Below are 16,154 nucleotides of genomic sequence, written 5' to 3' on the forward strand. Positions count from 1 at the left end.
TCGAAACAGCAAAGCACTGCTTCGAAGACCGGGCCTGGTCATGCGGGAACCGCGACCGGTTTGCCGCTAGTGAATTGATGCGCCCGTCCCGGGAAATGGCGGCTGAGCCAAGCCGCGCCGAACATCAGGAGGAATTCGGCGGCCGCAACTCCCAGCATCACCGGTGCATGCTGGGCGCCGTGCGCAGCGTGGGACGCGTGATGGCCGCCAAACCACGGCATGCCGATCACCATCGCCACATGGGAGGTGCCCATGAGCGCGCTCATCACCAGCAGGCGCAGGGGAGAACCGCCGCGCAGCACGCACCAGGAGCATTTGATGCACCACAAGGTCATGGCAAGCAATGCCAGGTTCCACCACAAGGAGTGCGGCATCAGTGCCAGAACCAGCAGGTGGGTTGCGGCCAGGCCCAGCGAAGCGGCTCCCAGGGCAATGTGTCCGGCCGGCACCCTGGCCGCGTGGCTAGTCGCCGCTGCCACAGCAACCGTCTGATTCCTTGGTGGCGCAGCAGCCGTGCTGGACCGGGGCTGGAACATCAAGGACAGGGGAGCGGTCGAAGAAGCCCTCGGGACGGATGGTGAAGCCAACGGTGTCCACAGGCATCATCGGCCAGTCCTCGGTCCGCGGGAAGTGGGTCAACGCGAAGGTGTGCCACAGGCTGATCTGCTCGCCGTCGATGTTCTTGTCGTCCTCGATCCACGAGCCAATGCCGTCAACGCCCGGGTTCTGGTTCACGAAGTCACCGGTTGGATAGCGGTGGCCGTCCTCCCGCTTGGTCACCCACAGGGCCTTGGAGGCGAATTCTGCGCGACGATGGATGGAGGATCCTTCGGCGGCCAGCAGGGTCGGCAGTCCCTGGGACATCAGCTTGTAGCCCACCGGCTTGCCGAGGTAGTTCTTCGAATCCGGGTTGGTCACCACCCAAGTGCGGCCGGCGGTCGGATTGCTATCGCGTACTGCCTGCTTCTCGGTAGCCAGCACCGTGTGGCTGCGGGTGAAGGCGTTGCCCCGGGGGTTCTCCTTGCTGATGGGCAGGCGCACGGCTTCTTCTTCGATGACGCGGCTGGGTCCGCCGTCCAGGGCGAAGTCCAGCCGGGCGCCGAAGATGTGCTGGTGGAAGGGCGCGCCCAGGCCAGGCGCCATTTCCGAGGAGTAGCGCTCGTCGAGCATGGCCGAGGTGAACACGATGCCGGTGGCCTTGGCCTCGAATTCGATGGTGCCGTCCAGGTACAGGTACCAGTAGAAGCCGTAGTCGTAGTTGCCCACGGTAGTGAAGAAGCTGATCACCAGGCGGCGGTTGCGGCGCGTGTACTTCACGCCTGACCAGTCATCGGCGTGCTTGGAGAGGATCGAGGCGTCTTCCTCGTGCATGCAGATGCCGTTGGTGATCTTCTGCGCATTGCCATCGGCGTCGGTGACCACAGGGGAGATGTAGTGGATTTCGCCCAGGCAGTCGCAGCCCAGCTCCAGCGAGTTGGCCAGGCGCCCGATCAGGTACTCGCCGGTGTCGAAGTAGTTCTGCCAGCTGCGCACCGGGGAAGGGTCCCCGTAGGGGACTACCATTTCCGCGATGGACGCACGATCCAGGATGCGGCGTTCGGTGCCCCGATCGTTGAAGGCGATGTTGTAGAGCACCAGCCCTTCGCGCATGTCGAAACCGATATCCAGCGACCATTTCTCCCACTCGACGTGGTTGCCTGCGCTGACCGTGAAGCTGGCGCCCTCAGGCTGGGTGATCTCGATGGGCTTCTGGGTGGTGCGCACCGGGCCAGTGAGTTCCGGATCCGTGTAGTTGCCGTGGGTTTCGGGCACAGGGATGACTTCCAGGTCCAGCAGCTGGTCGATCTTTCCGGCGATGGTGTCAATGTAAACCACCAGTCCATCAACGGGATGGGCCCAGGCGGAGTCTTCGGCGAAATCCTGGCGGAAGGCCAGGCCGCGCAGGATGCGGCGCCCGGCTTCTTGCGGGTACTCGTCCTCGTAGACACCTGCGGAGAGCGGGGCAACGCGCACCTGTTCTGGCGTCAGATTGCGCTTGGCCAGAGCGGCCGCCCACTGCGGATCGGCAACCAGGATGGCCTCCACCATTTCGAATTCCTCCAGCAGCACGGGCATCTGCCCCACCTTGGCCGGATCCAGGTCGATTCGGGAGTGCACGGCCTGCGCGCCCAAGTCCAGGACGACGTCCTTGGGTGAGTTGGCCAGCTTGTCCATGAGCATGACGCGGACAAAACGTCCGGGGCGGTCAGCGCGTGGATCTTCCAGGCCCATGTAGGCGATGCGGGTGTTCTCGGTGAAAAGCTGGTGGCTGACCAGCAATTCCTTGGCGGTGGCAATCTCTGCTTCGCTGAGCAGGGTGAAATCCGTGGTGGTGGTGATTGGCATGGGAGTGGCTCCTTCGGCACTGAAGTGTGATCTGCGGCATTTATTATTCTCTAGTTGTAGAGAATACGGACGGGGCCAATGTGACGCAAGCCCTTGCCTGAAATAAATTGTTTTTCGCTAATCTTGAATCATGCCGAAAATCGTGGACCATGATCAGCGTCGCCGGGAGATTGTCGAAGTCACTTGGCGATTCATTGCCCGCGAAGGCATCGAGAAGCTGAATCTGCGTGACTTGGCGGCCGCAGCCGGCTATTCGAATGGCGCCTTCAAGCCCTACTTCCCGACGCGCGATTCGCTGCTGGTTGCCACGTTCCGCTACGTGGCCGAGGCTACCGACCGGCGCATCGCCCGCATGTGCCAGGGGCAAGCCGGGCTGGGTGCGCTGGAGGCGTTCTCGCGCGAAGTGCTCCCGCTTGATGAGCTGCGGCGCAATGAAGCCCGCATTGCTGTGCACTTCTGGCATCTGGCCCTCGGGGACCGTGCGCTGGCTGCGGTCAATGCGCAAACCATGGACCGGTGGCGCGAGCTCATCGACCAGTGGCTTGGGCAGCTGCTGGGTCCGGAGCATCCCGCGGCGCGTGTTGCCCGCGACTCGATGATCAATTTCCTGATGGGCGCTCAGGCCAGCAGCGTGCTCGATGAAGCTGTCAACACCGCCGAGTCGCTCGAAGCGCAGCTGCAATACCGCCTGGATGCCTTGCGCCGCCTGCACCCCCAGAGCTAGGCGGATATTCTCCGCGCGAAGAAAATAGTGACTTTTCGCCTCGCTCGGCGTACTCTCATTCGTGATGCCCGACACAGTTGATGGGCTTCAATGGGGAGGCAAGCATGTACCAACTTCAGCACGTCGATTCGTTCACCGCGTGGTCGCGGCTCATTTCCGACGCCTTCGTCAGGCTGCAAAGCGAGCAGATTTCCAGCGGCCATTTCACCGCCACACTGGGTGCCAATATGCTCGGCGATATCGGTTTGATGCGCATACATGCCAAACCCCACGCAGTGCAACGAACCGAGAACCTCACCTCCAGCGGCGACGGGGATTTCTACAAGGTCTCCTACCAGCTCGATGGCTACGGGCTGCTGATCCAAGACGGTCGCGAGACCCTGCTGGCCCCAGGGGACCTGGCGATCTATGACACGCAGCGCCCCTACACCCTGGCCTTTGAAAAGCCGGCGTCGGTGCTCGTCGCATTGGTTCCCCATGGTCTTTTCCGCCTGTCCCAGCAACAGGTCGGCCAGCTCACCGCCGTCGCCCTGAGGCAAACCCACCCGCTATCGGGAACCGTCGCCCCGCTGCTGCGCCATCTTGGCGCCAATCTGTCCCAATGGGATGAATTCGGCGGCTACCAGCTGGCGCGCAATACCGTGGACCTGCTGGCAACTGCCCTGGGCGGGGCGCTTGGCGCCGAGTGCCATGGCGATGCCAAGGAGCGGCAGCGCGAATTGGCCACCAGCTACATCGGCGCACACCTGGATGATCCCGACCTGGGACCTGCACGCATCGCTGCCGCCCACTTCATGTCCGTGCGCAGCCTGCACGCGCTTTTCGAAAACCAGCCGCTCAGTGTGGCCGCCCTGATCCGCCATCTGCGGATGCGCGAGGCCGCGCGCCTGCTGCGCGACCCGCTGCTGGCCGAACTGCCCGTCCAAGCCATCGGGTCCCGGGTCGGGATTGCCGATGCGGCCGGATTCAGCCGCATGTTCTCCAAGGAATTCGGTTCCACCCCGGGCAAATACCGCTGCGCCGGCTGAGGCGCAGGACACTCTTGTGCACGCGGAGCCAATGGTCCTGCACTCAATGCCAAGGACAAGCCCGAGCACTTGGGCGATGCTGATATCCAAGCACTCGGCAAATGGGGGATCGAATGGGACTCGAACAACGCACACTCACGGTGCCGGCTCTGGTCGTGATGATCATTGCCGCCAGCGCACCGCTCACCGCCGTGGCTGGCGGCGTGACTACCAACTACGCGGTGACCGGCATGGAATCCGTGCCGCTGTCCTTCCTCATGGTCGGTGCCATCCTGCTGATTTTCAGCATCGGCTACACCGCGATGAGCCGCTACATCCCGAACGCCGGCGCCTTCTACGCATACATTGCCCAGGGGCTGGGACGGGCATTGGGCGTGGGAGCGGCAATGGTCGCCCTGGTCAGCTACAACCTCATGCAGATCGGCATCTACGGCATGTTCGGATTCGCCGCGGCATCCTTTGCCAATGCCTCCTTCGGCACCGCCATCCCATGGTGGGCCATGGCCCTGGCCGCGTGGGCAGTTGTCGGCTTCCTGGGCATGAACCGGGTCGACTTCTCCGTCAAGATCCTGGGCATCGTCGTGGCCGCAGAATTCCTCGTGGTCATCATCTACAACATCATGGCCTTCGTGCTGGCTCCCGAAGCGCCGCAGCCGGCCGCATCCTTCAACATGGCTGACGCCATCGCACCGGGCATGGGCGCCGTCATGGCCTTCACCATCGCCGCTTTCATGGGCTTCGAATCCGGAACCATCTACAACGAAGAGGTCAAGGATCCAGCACGCACCGCCCGGCGTGCCACGATGATCGCGGTCGTCATCATCGCCTGCTTCTACGCGTTTTCGGCCTTCGCCGTAGCTGTCGGCGAAGGCGCCTCGAACGTCATCGGCGCTTCGGCACAATTCGGCCCCGACCTGATTTTCGCGTTCTTCGGCGCCAACGCGCCAGCCTGGTTCGTCGATCTGGCCAACATCCTGTTCATCACCAGCCTGTTCGCCGCGCTGCTGGCCTTCCACAACGTCATTGCCCGCTACTTCTACTCCATGGGCCGCGGCGGGGCGCTGCCGAAGTTCCTTGCCGCAACTTCGCGCACCACCCACGCCCCCGTTGCAGGCTCGCTGGCGCAGTCCACCCTCGGACTGGCGGTTATCGCCGTCTTCGCGGTGATCTCGCATGGCAAGGATCCGATGTATGTCGTGTTCACGATGTTCACCTGGATGACCAACTCGGCGGCCTACGGGCTGGTGCTGCTCATGGCACTGACCTCTTTTGCCGTCATCGGATACTTCAAGGCGAACCGCAGCGGAGAATCCCTGATAACCCGGGTGATCGCTCCGCTGGTCTCGGGCATCGCCCTGGTCTATGTCTTCGCCCAAATCGTCATCAACTTCGAAATCTTGCTTGGCATGGCAGAACCGGGAATGCTCGGTTATGTGCTGCAAGGCATCGTGATCCTGCCTGGCCTCATCGCATGGGTGCTGGCACTGGTCATCCGCTCGTCCAAACGGCGTGCACCGATGGCCGAAAAACTTCCCGTCACCTAACAACTCAGTACCAAGGAGCTCAAAGATGGCTTACGCAAACGCCCAAGAACTGCTGGATGCGATCCAGCCCGCAACCGGTGGCACCGAAATCCTGGACCCGGCAACCGGTGAACTGGTTGGCCGTGTTGCCGAGCAGACTGCCGCCGATCTCGACGCGGCCGTTGCCGCCGCAAAGTCCGCCCAGCCGGCCTGGGATGCCTTGGGCCACGAAGAGCGCAACCGCGTGCTCAATGCGGCCGCGGACAATATCGAAGCCAATGCGGAAGCGCTCGCCGAGTTGCTGTCCCGTGAGCAGGGCAAGCCGCTGAACGGGCCGAATGCGCGCTTCGAGGTCGGGGGAGCAGCCGCCTGGCTGCGCGCCGCCACCGCTTACGAAATCGAGCCGGAAGTGGTCGTGGACGACGGCGAAACCTATGCAGCCAAGCACTTCCGCGCACTGGGCGTAGTGGGCGCCATCGGCCCGTGGAACTGGCCGATGATGATCTCCATCTGGCAGCTGGCCCCGAGCTTGCGCATGGGCAACACCGTGGTGATGAAGCCCAGCGAATACACCCCGCTCTCGGTCCTGGCCCTGGTCCACGTGCTCAACGAAGTGCTGCCAGCAGACGTGCTGAAGATCGTGGCTGGCGGACGCGAGGTCGGCGAGAGGCTCTCGGGCCATCCGGATATCGCCAAGATCATGTTCACCGGCTCCACCCGCACCGGCAAGGCCATCATCCGCTCCTCGGCCGATACCGTGAAGCGCCTGACCATGGAACTGGGCGGCAACGACGCCGGCATCGTGCTCGAAGACGCCGATCCGCAGGCCATCGCCGAAGACCTGTTCTGGGGTGCCTTCATCAACACCGGCCAGACCTGTGCCGCGCTCAAGCGCCTGTACGTGCCCGAATCGATCTACGACGCGGTGTGCGATGCACTGGCCGGCGTCGCCGCGCAGATGCCCATGGGTATCGGCCTCGACGAGAACAACGTGCTCGGCCCGCTGCAGAACAAGGCCCAGTTCGACATCGTCGCTTCCCTGGTCAAGGATGCCGTGGATTCCGGTGCCAAGGTGCTGCTCGGTGCCAACCCCGATGAAAACGCGGCCGGCTACTTCTACCCGGCCACGCTCATTGCCGACATCGACCCGGGCAACCCGCTGGTGGTCGAGGAGCAATTCGGCCCGGCCCTGCCGATCATCAAGGTCAAGGACACGGCCGAAGCGGTCAAGCACGCCAATGCCCTGGAAGTCGGGCTCGGAGCCTCGGTATGGAGCAGCAACCGCGAGAAGGCACTGGAAGTCGCGGCGCAGATCCAGGCAGGCACCGTGTGGATCAACTCGCACGGCACCATCGACCCGCGCATTCCATTTGGCGGCGCCAAGCAGTCCGGCTACGGCCTGGAATTCGGTATTGACGGCTTGAAGTCCCTGGCCCAGCCGCAGATCATCAAGGGCTGACGGAGACTGCGTTCTCCAGCATTCCCCGGCGGTGCCCGGTGCCTATCCAGGCATCGGGCACCGCCTATTTGCGTGCGAAGGCTAGTTGATGATCTCGGCAGTGGGGTCATCGGCAATCCTTGCGATGCGTTCACGCCAGCTTTGCAAGGCTTCGGGCGACAGCCGGGTCCAATCGTGGACTTCACGGATCACCCGTACAGGATGCGCACTGCGGTAGGAACGCGTGGGATTGCCCGGGAATTTCTTGTCGGTGACATTCGGGTCATTTTCATACGCCCCGGTCGGTTCCACTTCATAGACATGGGCGGTCCCCTCCAGGGCCGCAATTTCGGCGGCCAACCCCGCGCCATCGGCAAATGCGGTGAAGTAGATGTGGTTCATGATGATTTCCGGACGATAATTCGACGGGAATCCGGCAGTCAAGACTTCTCCTGGCTGCAGTTCGGCTTTCGTGCCGTGGAAGAACGGGCCGTCATCAAGTTCGTTGCTCATAGGCCAAGACGCTAGTCGCCATTGCCGGTTCATGAAAGGATCCGCCGCGTATCGCCACGTATATTGGGAAGTGAACCGACGACAGTATTTGGAGAGCAACGCGTGCCTATTTTGAACAAGGACATGACCCTATGCATTTCGTTATCTGGTCGACCATCTAATATCGGCACCCGGTTCCATAATTACCTGTATGAAGAACTCGGGCTGAACTTCATCTACAAGGCCTTCTCGACCGAAGACCTCGCTGGTGCCATCGCTGGTGTCCGGGCCTTGGGCATTCGTGGCTGTTCGGTATCCATGCCGTTCAAGGAAGACGTGATGAACATGGTCGATGAGATTGAGCCTTCGGCCAAGGCAATCGACTCGGTGAACACCATCGTGAATACCAACGGGCGACTGGTTGCTTCAAATACCGACTTCGAGGCGATCGCGACGCTCATCGAACGCCACCAGCTGGATCCTGAAAGTTCCGTGCTTGTCCGAGGCTCCGGAGGAATGGCCAAGGCCGTCGTGGCCGCCTTCCGCGAAGCCGGATTCAACGACCTGACGGTGCTGGCACGTAACGAAGTTTCCGGCCAAGCCTTAGCTGACAAATACGGTTACCGATTTACCAGTGCTGACCCGGCTCCAGGACACGAGATTCTTGTGAACGTAACGCCGCTGGGCATGGACGGAGCCCAGTCTGAGGAGCACGCGTTTAGCACCCAGCAGATTGAAGCCACACGAACCGTCTTCGACGTGGTGGCTTTCCCAAGTGAAACACCATTGATCCGCGCAACACGAACTGCTGGCAAGCAGGTGATTACCGGGGCAGAAGTCATCGCCCTGCAGGCCGCGGCGCAGTTTCAGAAGTACACCGGCCAGGCACTAAGTGAAGAGCAGGTATTGCGTGCCTCAGAATTCTCCCGGGAATCCTGAAGCCCCGAATATCAGTACGCGCCCTAGTTGGCGGTACTCACTTGGCTTATGATGTTCTTTCCACGAAAAAATACCATCAGCAGGACGAAGAACGAGATCGGTAAGAGCACGATCAATCCCATGGATAGCAACTGGAAGAATTGCGTGTTCAATGCAATTCCATTCGTGATCGGTACACCGTTCTCGGGCATGTAGTCGGCGTACCTTGCAGGCCTGGATGTCGCCCACAAGATGAAGAACCGGAAGATGAATGCACCTGCCGCGGTGATGGCGAGCGAGGGAAGCAGAAGTGACTGGTTGTCGGCACTTGTGCGCCTTATTTGGCATATACGGGCGAAGACCGATATTAGTGCCGAAGCGCCTAGACCCAGCGTGAGGATCTGCAATAACCACGAATGAGCCATGACGAAAGACAAAGCCATCATCGCAATACTCAGCGCAGTCAGGATTCTGATCTTCGACAGGAAAGTTCTAGACATGAACCGAACCTACCTTGCTAAAGGGAGAAAATCAGCCCCGGCAACTGAACACGGGTGATAGATACAGCAATGGCCCGGCACTTTCGTGCCGGGCCCTGTTGCTGGTGAGCTGCTAACCGCGCAGCACGACCTCGACTTCTTCCATCTGCTGGCCGGCAGGGTACTGGCCGTTGAACAGTTTCGAACCTGCCTCGGTGAGCACCGCCGAGAAGCGGGTCTTGACCAGGCCGAAAGCGTTCGAAACGCTGGTTTCGGTGAGCTCGGCAATGGCAACGCGTTCGCCGGCTTCGTCGATCGTGAGGCTGATGTTCTCGTCATGGTTCACGATGCGCGGTTCAAAGAGATCCAGCTTCATCATGCCGCCGTGCCCGGAGAAGGACACACGCCCGTTGAACCAGATTTCGTTTTCCGGTACCTCTGCAGCGGGGGAGACGGGGAACGCCAACGCGTTGCCTGCCTGCCATACCCCGTTGGCAGCTTCAATGCGTCCGTCGGCGAGGGAAGAAATATAGCTCACGAACGAGGTTTTCAGACCCCATTCAAGATGCGGCTGGAACGGATCGCCTGCTGGCGCACCACTTCCGGTCATTGTCTTTTCCCTCCACAGGATATCGGCGTGAAAATATGCTGTGGCCAGTATTTCATACTGGAGTTGGATCATGGCGACAGTTCTCTGCCAGCTAATCCAGCGTCATCTTCGGTTCAACTAGTGGACGGTAGGCAGACTGCATTGAGATCTGGGCATCCACGTAGCTGGTGCCATCGGCAAAGGCGATATCTGCTGTTGCCCACGACCCGTTCCAGTACTTGATCTCCAACTCGGTCGGCGAATATTCCTTCTGGACGTTCGCCACGAGGTTGCTCATCGCGGTGTTGTAGCCGGTGATGCCCATGACCAGGCAGATGGCCGTTGCCACCACAGCAATACCGGCAGAAATGAACTCGGTGCGGATGGATGCGCGTCGCGCATAAGTCTGCTCCCCGTCACGCAGGCGCGTGAAGCCCTTGCGTCGGATCAGGGCGTGGATGATCAAGGGCAACCCGATCAGCAAGAAGATCACAGAAGCCGCCAGCGACACGAGAGGAAGGCTGAAGTCCACCGGTAGATACTCATCCATGTATTTACCCTACCCATGTCAGCGGATGACTTCTAGGGTTAAATCGCCTTGCCCGGGTTCAAGATGCCCTGTGGATCGAACAACGCGCGCACCCGTCGCTGCAGCGCAAGCGAGGTTTCGCCCAGCTCTTGGGCCAGCCAATCCTGCTTGAGCAAACCGATGCCGTGCTCGCCGGTGAGCGTGCCGCCCAGGGACTTGGCGAGGTGGAACATGTCTCCCAGCGCGGCCTTCGGTGCGCCGCTGGTGATGGATTGGCCTTCAGGCACCACGATGATCGGATGCAGGTTGCCATCGGCGGCATGGGCGATAGTGAAGATCGATACTCCGCGTTCATCCTCGATGCGCTGCAGGCCGGCGAAGGCTTCGGCCAAGCGATTGCGCGGCACGCCGATATCGCAGATCGAGGCCGTGCCCAGCAGCTCCATGCTCGGGATCGCCTGGCGCCGGGCTTCGATCAGCGCCTGTGCTTGCTCCTGGTCCGTGGCGATCTCGATGTGCGCGGCCAGCGGGGCGATCGCATCCTGCAAGGCCTGCATTTCCAGCTGCGCGCCGTAGCCGTCGGTCTGCGCGAGCAGCAACGCGCCGCCGCGCGCTTCGTGATCCGTTCCGAGCGCCGCATCCACTGCCTTCAGGGTCTTGCCGCACATCAGCTCCAGCACCGAGGGGGCCAGCCGTTCGGCGATCACCGCCGAGGCGGCCTTTGCCGCGGTATCCTCATCGGGGAAGTAGGCGACCAAGGTGGAGGTGTGCTTGGGCTTCGGGCGCAGGCGCAGCAGTGCTTCAACCACAATGCCCAAGGTGCCTTCCGAACCGATCATCAGCGCATTCATGTCATAGCCGGCCACGCCCTTGATGGTCCGCCGCCCGGTACGCAGCAGCTGCCCGTCGGGCAGCACCACCAGCAAGCTGAGCACCGACTCGCGGGTCACCCCGTACTTGGCGCACCACATGCCGCCGGCATTCGTCGCAATATTGCCGCCGATCGAGCAGATCGCGGTACTGGCAGGATCCGGGGCGTAGAACAACCCGTGCTCGCCGGCGGCCTGGTTCACCGCCGCATTGAGCACGCCGGGCTGCACCACCGCGGTGGCTTCCACCGGATCGATTTCCAGGATCTTGTCCATCCGGGACAAGTCGAGCACGATCTGCCCGGCCTCGGCGCTGGCCCCTGCCGCCAGCCCGGTGCCGGCCCCGCGCGGGATGATCGTGGCGCCATGCTTGTGGGCCAACTGCATCGCCAGCACCACATCATCGATGTCCTGCGCGAAGATCACCCCGTCGGCAAAGGTCGGGGGCACATAGCCGGAGCGGTCCACGCTGGCCTGCTTGCGGTCCTGCTCATCGAGCGAGGCCCGGGGATGGGCGCATAGCACTGGACTGGTCGCCACGGTAGTCATCTCGATCTCCTTTGAATGCAGAACTGGCAGGACAGCTGAGCTGTCCTGCCAGATCGGTGCTATTGAACGAACGTGTCGGCGACGGCCAACGCCTGCTCGAGGCGATCCAGTGCTTCGATCAGCACGTCGTCCTCGATATTCATCGCCGGCACCACATGCAGCCGGTTGAAGTTCGCGAAGGGCAGCAGCCCTGCGGCCTTCGCGGCGGCAACCACCTGGTTCATCTCCGGGCTGCTGCCTCCATAGGCGGCCAGCGGCTCGCGGGTTTCCCGGTTCTTCACCAGCTCGATCGCCCAGAACACGCCGGTTCCGCGCACCTCGCCCACGCTCGGGTGCTCGGCGGCGAACTGCGCCAGGCGCGGCCCGATGATTTCCTCGCCCAAGCGCTGGGCGTTCTCCACCATGGCCTCGTCCTCCATCGCGGTGATGGTGGCTACCGCCGCCGCGCAGGCCAGCGGGTGGCCCGAATAGGTCAACCCGCCCGGGTAGACCCGCTCGCGGAAGGTCTCGAAGATTTCCGGGCTGATCGCCACCCCGCCCAGCGGCACATAGCCGGAATTCACGCCCTTGGCAAAGGTCAGCAGGTCCGGCACCACGCCGGCATGGTCCACCGCGAACCACTTCCCGCTGCGCCCGAAGCCGGCCATCACCTCATCGGCGATGTACACGATGCCGTGCTTCTTAGTCAGTTCGCGCACGCCCTGCAGATACCCCGGGGGCGGCAGGTAGATGCCGGCGGTACCCGGAATGCTCTCCAGGATGATCGCGGCAATGGTGCCGGGGCCTTCTAGCAGGATCGTGTCTTCCAGGTGCTTGAGCGCCCGCTGCGTTTCCTCTTCGGGGGTGCTCGAATTGAAGTAGGAGCGGTACGGGTAGGCCGGGAAGAAGCGCACCACCCCATCGGTTCCGTGGTCCGAGGCGAAGCGCCGCGGATCCCCGGTGAGGTTCACCGCCAGGTGGGTGCCGCCGTGGTAGGAGCGGTACGCGGAGAGCACCTTGTGCTTGCCGGTATGCAGCCGCGCCATGCGCACCGCATGCTCCACCGCATCGGCACCGCCATTGGTGAAGAAGATCTTGTCCAGCTGCCCGGGGGTGTGCTTGGCGATCAGCCGGGCCGCCTCAGAGCGCGCGTCATTCACATGCTGCGGGGCGATGGTGGCCAGCTTGCCGGCCTGCTCCTGGATCGCGGCGATCACCTTCGGGTGCTGGTGCCCGATGTTCGTGTTCACCAGCTGGCTGGAGAGGTCGATCAGCGCGTTGCCCTCGCCGTCCCATACCCAGGAGCCTCCGGCCTTCAGGATGGTCATCGGGGCGAACGGCCCCTGGGCCTGCCAGGAGTGGAAGACGTGCTTGCGGTCCAGCTCGTAGGCGTGCTGGCCAGCGGCGATATCCGCTGCGGAAACGCCCTGCGTCAGTGGCTGTGTCAGTGGTTCAGTCATGGGTATCAGTCATTCTGCGGGAAGCCGAGGTTGATACCGCCGTGGCTCGGGTCGAGCCAGCGTTTGGTGATCACCTTGTTGCGGGTGAAGAACTTGAAGCCCTCCGGGCCGTAGGCGTGCTGGTCGCCGAACAGCGAGGCCTTCCAGCCGCCGAAGGAGTGGTAGCCCACCGGTACAGGGATCGGCACGTTGACCCCGACCATGCCCACCTGGATCTCGTCCTCGAAGCGGCGGGCCGCGCCGCCGTCGTTGGTGAAGATCGCGGTGCCATTGCCGTACGGCGAGGAGTTGATCAGCTCGATGCCCTCGTTGAAGGTGTCCACGCGGACTACCGAGAGCACCGGGCCGAAGATCTCCTCGGTGTAGATGGACATGTCCGTGCCGACCTGATCGAACATCGTCGGGTGCAGGAAGAAGCCTTCGCCATCGGCATCCACGGTGCCGGTGCGGCCATCGAGCACCAGGTCCGCGCCGGCGGCGATGCCAGCCTCGATGTATCCGGACACCTTCGCCTTGTGCTCGCCGGTGATCAGCGGGCCCATGTCGCAGCCGCGGGTGCCATCGCCCACGCGCAGCGTCTTGGCGCGTTCGGCGATCTTGGCCACCAGCTCATCGGCAATGGTGTCGATCGCGACGACCACGGAGATCGCCATGCAGCGCTCGCCGGCCGCGCCGAAGCCTGCGTTGACCGCCATGTCGGCGGCCAGGTCCAGGTCGGCATCCGGAAGCACCAGCATGTGGTTCTTCGCGCCGCCAAAGGCCTGCACCCGCTTGTTGTGCGCGGTGCCGGTGGAGTAGACGTACTGCGCGATCGGGGTGGAACCCACGAAGGACACGGAGTTCACGCGCGGATCGGTCAGCAGGGTGTCCACCGCCTCCTTGTCGCCGTGCACCACGTTCAGCACGCCCTCGGGCAGGCCGGCCTCGGTGAACAGCTCGGCCAGCCAGTTGGCGGCCGACGGGTCCTTCTCCGATGGCTTGAGCACCACCGCGTTGCCGGCGGCGATCGCTACCGGGAAGAACCACAGCGGCACCATGGCCGGGAAGTTGAAGGGGGAGATGATGGCCGAGATGCCGACCGGCTGGCGCATGGACTGCACGTCGATGCCGGTGGAGGCGTTCTGCGAGAACTCGCCCTTGAGCAGGTAGGGCGCGTTGCAGCACAGCTCGACGACTTCCAGGCCGCGGGCCACTTCGCCCAGCGCGTCGTCCAGCACCTTGCCGTGCTCGGCGGTGATGATCGCGGCCAGCTCGCCCTTGCGCTCGGCCAGCAGCTGGCGGAAGTTGAACATGATCGCGGTGCGGCGGGCCAGCGAGGTGTCGCGCCACTTCGGGAAGGCCTCAGCGGCTGCGGCGATCGCATGCTCGGTGGTGGCCTTGGAGGCCAGCGCAACCTGGCGGGTGACCTCGCCGGTGGCGGGGTTGTAGATCTTGCCGGTGCGGTCATCGGCGGAGTAATTGGCGTTGTTGATCCAGTGCTGCAGGGTGCCGGTCAGCGTTGCGGTCATCGTATCGGCCTTTCGAAGTTGGGTGCCTGCCTTCATCATGGGTCATGGATGTGAGGGACAACACCATCACTGTGCCATGATTTAAGCACTAGTGCTGACGGAGTGTAAAAATGCTGACGGTAGACGAGGTACTGCACCTGCCAGTGGTCCAGGCCGCTGACCCCCAGGTGCTCTGCGGAACAGGGATGGACGCGCCGCTTCGCTGGGTGCACGTGACCGAATCCACCGAGAACATCGACCTGCTGCTGGGCCGCGAGCTGATCCTCACGACCCTGCGCAACGTGAGCGACGTGCGCGCCTTCATCACCGCGCTGCGCGAGGCCGGGGCCGTCGGGGTCATCATCGAGGACCTTTCCGGCGCACCGCTGGACGTCGCCGACCTGGGCCTGCCGGTCATCGCCCTGCGCACCACCACCCGCTTCGTGTCCATCACCGAGGTCATCCACCAGAAACTCGTTGCCGAGCAGCTCGAGGCCGTCCAGTTCTCCCGCACGGTGCACGAAATCTACACCGGGCTCTCGCTGACCGAGGCCGACGAAGCGCAGATCGTGGACCGCACCGCGCAGCTGCTCTCGGCCCCCGTGGTCCTGGAAGATGTCCGCCACCACGTGCTCGCCGAAGCCGGCGCGCAACTGGAACACTGGATCACCCGCTCGCGCTTCGTCGGGTTCCTGGAGCACACCGGACGCGCCACCGGCACCGAGAACTGGCTGCAGACCCCGGTCGGCGCGGTCCGCAGCCGCTGGGGACGGCTGATCGTCCCGGCTGTTCTGGATGACGACGACCGCGCGGCCCTGGTGCTGGAACGGGCCGGCCAGGCGCTGACCATCGCCCGCCTGTCCGGGCGCGACCAGCGCGAGCTGCTCTACCAGGCGCGCACCTCCACGCTGCACGAACTGCAGGCCGGGCACAGCTACAGCGACAAGGACATCGCCATCCGCACCCAGGCCCTGGGCCTGGCCGCCGCCCCCTACTATGTCCCGGTGGTCATCTCCCTGGCCGGTTCCGGCACGCCGACCGAAACCCAGCTGGCCGACCGCGCCCTGCTCGAAGTGCTCGACCAGCTGGCCGACACCCTGCACCTGGGCATCCTGGCCGGCTCGCTCAAGCCCGGGTACCTGGGGCTGATTCTGCCGCTGCGCGCCCGCGAGCTGCTGGACTCCACCCTGCAGGGCTTCACTCGCCGGCTGGCCGAGCAGCTCACCGCGCCGGTGGCCATCGGCGTGGGGCCCGAAGGCACCCTGGCCACCAGCATCGCCGGGCTGGAGGAAGCCGCGCAGGTCGCGCAGATCGTCCCGCACCTGCCCACCCGCGCCCAGCCCTACTACCGCTTCGCCGACCTGCGCCTGCGCGGGGTGCTCTCGGCCATGGGCAGCGACCCGAAGCTGCGCACCTTCGCGCTGGCCGAGCTCTCCGGCCTGCTCAACCCGCTCGACCTGGCCGCCCTTGACCTGCTCGATCTCTACCTGGCCCACGGCGGGAACAAAACCGCGCTGGCCAAGGCCGGCTACCTCTCGCGGCCCACCCTCTACTCCCGGCTGGCCAAGCTCGAAGCCAAGCTCGGGGTGCAGCTGGACTCCGCCGAATCCCGCGCCTCGCTGCAGGTGGCGCTGCTCTGGTACCGCATGCACGGCTGAGCTATCCACACTTGGCTCCCGGTGAGAAAACCCCGCAGGACGCCGCA

Annotated in this window: 15 protein-coding genes; 6 read left to right on the forward strand and 9 right to left on the reverse strand. The window is 63.5% G+C overall.

From position 1 onward, the window contains the following. Positions 1-38: 38 nt before the first annotated feature. Positions 39-479: a hypothetical protein gene (locus tag ACIOJF_RS00065; RefSeq protein ID WP_105657062.1), complete on the reverse strand. Its 441-nt coding sequence runs from the start codon at positions 477-479 to the stop codon at positions 39-41. Next, on the reverse strand, positions 463-2,385 hold the full coding sequence (locus ACIOJF_RS00070; protein ID WP_105657061.1) for a primary-amine oxidase: 1,923 nt from the start codon (positions 2,383-2,385) through the stop codon (positions 463-465). The genes ACIOJF_RS00065 and ACIOJF_RS00070 overlap by 17 nt, the downstream gene beginning before the upstream one ends. A 130-nt stretch (positions 2,386-2,515) precedes the next feature. On the opposite strand from ACIOJF_RS00070, the gene ACIOJF_RS00075 reads away from it, so the two are divergent. The 4 genes from ACIOJF_RS00075 to ACIOJF_RS00090 all read left to right on the forward strand — a co-directional run bounded on the left by ACIOJF_RS00075 (position 2,516) and on the right by ACIOJF_RS00090 (position 7,119). Continuing rightward, the gene (locus ACIOJF_RS00075) at positions 2,516-3,109 is read left to right on the forward strand and encodes a TetR/AcrR family transcriptional regulator (protein WP_105657060.1); all 594 of its coding nucleotides are present in this window, start codon (positions 2,516-2,518) and stop codon (positions 3,107-3,109) included. A gap of 104 nt (positions 3,110-3,213) precedes the next feature. After that, a complete protein-coding gene (locus ACIOJF_RS00080) occupies positions 3,214-4,137 on the forward strand; it encodes a helix-turn-helix domain-containing protein (protein WP_332503671.1) in 924 nt (307 codons plus the stop codon). A 113-nt stretch (positions 4,138-4,250) separates the two neighbouring features. Continuing rightward, positions 4,251-5,681: an APC family permease gene (locus ACIOJF_RS00085; protein ID WP_402741069.1), complete on the forward strand. Its 1,431-nt coding sequence runs from the start codon at positions 4,251-4,253 to the stop codon at positions 5,679-5,681. Positions 5,682-5,706: 25 nt separating this feature from the next. After that, positions 5,707-7,119, forward strand: a complete 1,413-nt coding sequence (locus tag ACIOJF_RS00090; protein ID WP_402741070.1) for an aldehyde dehydrogenase family protein — start codon at positions 5,707-5,709, stop codon at positions 7,117-7,119. An 81-nt stretch (positions 7,120-7,200) separates the two neighbouring features. Here the strand turns inward: ACIOJF_RS00090 and arr are convergent, their stop codons facing one another. Further along, on the reverse strand, positions 7,201-7,611 hold the full coding sequence (arr, locus tag ACIOJF_RS00095) for an NAD(+)--rifampin ADP-ribosyltransferase (RefSeq protein WP_402741071.1): 411 nt from the start codon (positions 7,609-7,611) through the stop codon (positions 7,201-7,203). A gap of 102 nt (positions 7,612-7,713) precedes the next feature. Between arr and ACIOJF_RS00100 the strand changes: the two genes are divergently transcribed. Next, the gene (locus tag ACIOJF_RS00100) at positions 7,714-8,529 is read left to right on the forward strand and encodes a shikimate 5-dehydrogenase (RefSeq protein ID WP_105657055.1); all 816 of its coding nucleotides are present in this window, start codon (positions 7,714-7,716) and stop codon (positions 8,527-8,529) included. Between the two features lie 23 nt (positions 8,530-8,552). Here ACIOJF_RS00100 and ACIOJF_RS00105 read toward each other — a convergent pair whose 3' ends face one another. From ACIOJF_RS00105 to ACIOJF_RS00130, 6 genes are all read right to left on the reverse strand, one after another. Then, a complete protein-coding gene (locus tag ACIOJF_RS00105; RefSeq protein WP_105657054.1) occupies positions 8,553-9,008 on the reverse strand; it encodes a hypothetical protein in 456 nt (151 codons plus the stop codon). Positions 9,009-9,120: 112 nt separating this feature from the next. Continuing rightward, a complete protein-coding gene (locus ACIOJF_RS00110; protein ID WP_105657053.1) occupies positions 9,121-9,669 on the reverse strand; it encodes an HtaA domain-containing protein in 549 nt (182 codons plus the stop codon). Between the two features lie 19 nt (positions 9,670-9,688). Continuing rightward, the gene (locus ACIOJF_RS00115) at positions 9,689-10,126 is read right to left on the reverse strand and encodes a hypothetical protein (RefSeq protein ID WP_105662522.1); all 438 of its coding nucleotides are present in this window, start codon (positions 10,124-10,126) and stop codon (positions 9,689-9,691) included. 38 nt (positions 10,127-10,164) lie between these two features. Further along, a complete protein-coding gene (locus ACIOJF_RS00120; RefSeq protein WP_402741072.1) occupies positions 10,165-11,523 on the reverse strand; it encodes an FAD-binding oxidoreductase in 1,359 nt (452 codons plus the stop codon). 59 nt (positions 11,524-11,582) lie between these two features. Then, positions 11,583-12,962, reverse strand: a complete 1,380-nt coding sequence (locus ACIOJF_RS00125) for an aspartate aminotransferase family protein (RefSeq protein ID WP_402741073.1) — start codon at positions 12,960-12,962, stop codon at positions 11,583-11,585. Positions 12,963-12,967: 5 nt separating this feature from the next. Continuing rightward, positions 12,968-14,470 (reverse strand): CoA-acylating methylmalonate-semialdehyde dehydrogenase, encoded by a 1,503-nt coding sequence (locus ACIOJF_RS00130; RefSeq protein ID WP_402741074.1) that lies wholly within the window; start codon positions 14,468-14,470, stop codon positions 12,968-12,970. 110 nt (positions 14,471-14,580) lie between these two features. Between ACIOJF_RS00130 and ACIOJF_RS00135 the strand changes: the two genes are divergently transcribed. Continuing rightward, positions 14,581-16,107: a PucR family transcriptional regulator gene (locus ACIOJF_RS00135; RefSeq protein ID WP_402741075.1), complete on the forward strand. Its 1,527-nt coding sequence runs from the start codon at positions 14,581-14,583 to the stop codon at positions 16,105-16,107. The last annotated feature ends 47 nt before the right edge of the window (positions 16,108-16,154 follow it).

Source organism: Glutamicibacter sp. NPDC087831 (assembly GCF_044742845.1).
Lineage (GTDB): Bacteria > Actinomycetota > Actinomycetes > Actinomycetales > Micrococcaceae > Glutamicibacter.